Source organism: Hadarchaeum sp. (SeqCode) (genome assembly GCF_049969415.1).
In the GTDB taxonomy this organism is placed as follows: domain Archaea; phylum Hadarchaeota; class Hadarchaeia; order Hadarchaeales; family Hadarchaeaceae; genus Hadarchaeum.
This window is the reverse complement of the sequence record NZ_JBMFOX010000083.1, coordinates 1-2495: the sequence shown is the minus strand read 5'-3', so window position 1 is coordinate 2495 and position 2495 is coordinate 1. Positions and strand designations below refer to the sequence as shown.

Sequence of the window (2495 nt, the reverse complement as noted above, 5' to 3'; positions counted from 1 at the left end):
CCGTTGTTCGTGTAAACAAAGCTCATGTTGCCGTAAGCCAGCAACCGGTCCTGATCGTCGTAGCTTGCGGTGATCACCTGACCATTCGGCCGCGTTTCTCCAATGCGGTTGCCGTTGCCATCGTATTCCCACTGGGTCTCGAGGACCGAACCGTCAGCCAGGATCTTCCGCTCGCTCACGAGCCTGCCCGCCAGGTCGTAGCCGTACTCGAAACGCGTGATCCCCGAAGGCCTTCCCTCTATTTGGGCACCATGACTCTTGCCGACCCTAGGGAACGAACCAAACCCGTCTGAATCCGACTGCGCCAAACTCAAGCTTTCCGTCACCGCTTAGCAAAAACCAGACTGGTGGCAGAAGTCTTAACCTAGCGAGGCGCAGCAAGTAGAGCTCCTCGGTCGCGTGAATGTCGACTACAAAAGCGCCTAACGGGAATAGCAACCAGGACGCACCAAGCTCCCAGGGTTCCCACCAGGCTTTCGAAAAAGCACGTGTCCTTCCCGAACTCTCGCCGAAAATACAGCATGCCTGCAGTACACTGCCACCCTCACGCCAATGGGCGGTGACCGCCAGCCCGTTTGAAGCCCAAATTCCGTAGCCGCAGCCCAAAAAGGCACCTAGTAATCCATGAGCCTTGTGGTATACTTCGCATACGTCAACCGAGCCCTTTGGGAATCCTGAAAACAGTAGTCCGTCGGCCGACCACAGGAAAAACCACCATCGAAGCCCATCAACACTGGCCAGCACCTCTTCTTCAAATACATCTCCCATTCCCGGAAACCATAAGTTCGCGCGACTGACTCTCGTTTGCAGTCGTATCTCTCCTTCGCTTGGAATCTCTCTTCCTCCACCACTCAAACCGCCTACACTCGGGCCCACCTCCAGAGCGTCCAGTGAACCCGAAGCCGCCGGCTTCACAAGGAGACAGCCCCGCTGTTTCCCCGGAACCTCAACCAAAGGTCCCGACCCCGTCAGGCCGCTCCGGACTACTTCCCGGTTCAAATCACGATACAACACCACCGCCACACGGGAACTAAAGAAACGATTCACAGAGCTACATAAAACGTCGGCAACGACGCCGTAGGCCAGCAGAAAGAGCAAAGGCGAGAGGAAACTTAGCGCGGCCAAGGTTCCGTCCTGCCCCTTCACGAGTACCGTCCTTAAGCGCCCCACCCAATAACCCCAACCGGTCACACTAGTATTCGACTCATTCCTCTCCCGCCGTCCAAAAAAACACTGAAACAACAACAGAATTGCAAAAACAACAGACAGCACAGAGAGGAAGCGAACCCAACCAGGTCCCAGCCAGTGTTCATTGAAGACCCAAAGCCACGCCGAACTAAAAAAAGCGAAACCAACAACTGCAGCTGCTGTGAAATTCGTGTAATACCAAAGACATGAACCTTGGACAGACAGACTTCCAAACAGAAAAGCGCGAGCTAAGAGGAGTACTCCAAACAAGCCAACAATGGCGCCAATAAGATCGTCAACAAAAAGAAGCCCAAAACCAGGAACATAAGATTCTCGCAAAGTCACAGTCGGTACTAAAAACACTATTAAAACTTTCACTACTAAGAATATGCCGACTGATAGCAGAACAACAATGACGTTTCTCACACGCCTCGATAGAGAACCCATTATATTCGGACGACGTTTAGCCACTGTCTGCAACTTAGCAAATAAAACCTGAGATACCAAGAACACAAATACATTCATGAACATCAGGACAACGACAATCCCGAGGTTTGCAATATTCAATTCCCTGTTTACAACATCCGAGCCGGCTACTGAAGCAAAAGAGAAGTGATCGCTGGCAAGGAAAGAAAAGAAGCGCTCAGGGATGAACAACAGACAGCATAGAGCAGCGAGCGTTGCAATCGCATGGCTCAGGCAGGCCCTGAAAATAGCCCGTCGCTTCGCGAAACGAAGGAACAACCAATCTCCCACCAGCCAGCTGGCTAGCGAGAGAACGATCGCTTCTGCCAAAGTAGCATCACCGAGACCGCATTGGCCCCGGAGAGCCCCTACCGTCCCCCACTCAGTGAGCACTAAATCCCTCATTCGCCTAAGAACCCGCAAGTCACTTGGTTACTAGCCTATTACAATGGATTACCCGTGCACTGGAGTAGGATGTAATCCATATGCCGGTTGTGCTCCAGCATACCACACAGGTGAAGCCACTCGTGAAACATCGTGCCGCCACGCGGACCGGGGCACCGATTGCTGTCGTCTTTTCCTGCCGAAATTGTAACCCGGCAAGGGGGTTCTGCCAATCCGCAGAACCACGTTTCGCGCCGACACCTTATCGTTAGACAGGAATCAGGAAGACACTTCGCCCGCATACACTCCCAAAAAGCTCCCCCATACCTCTTGATGGCGAAACGGCACTTTGGCTCGCGAAGATAACGACACGCCTCGAGGACCCACTGACCTACAGGAGCGCCATGACAGCTCAAGCTTTCGCTCCAAAGGCCCTTCGAGTCCAAGAAATCCATCGG

General features: G+C 53.1%; 1 protein-coding gene. It reads right to left on the bottom strand.

Annotated elements, in window-relative coordinates:
* Positions 1-267 precede the first annotated feature (267 nt).
* Positions 268-1983 (bottom strand): hypothetical protein, encoded by a 1716-nt coding sequence (locus tag ACP5PX_RS07830; RefSeq protein ID WP_428085399.1) that lies wholly within the window; start codon positions 1981-1983, stop codon positions 268-270.
* Positions 1984-2495 lie beyond the last annotated feature (512 nt).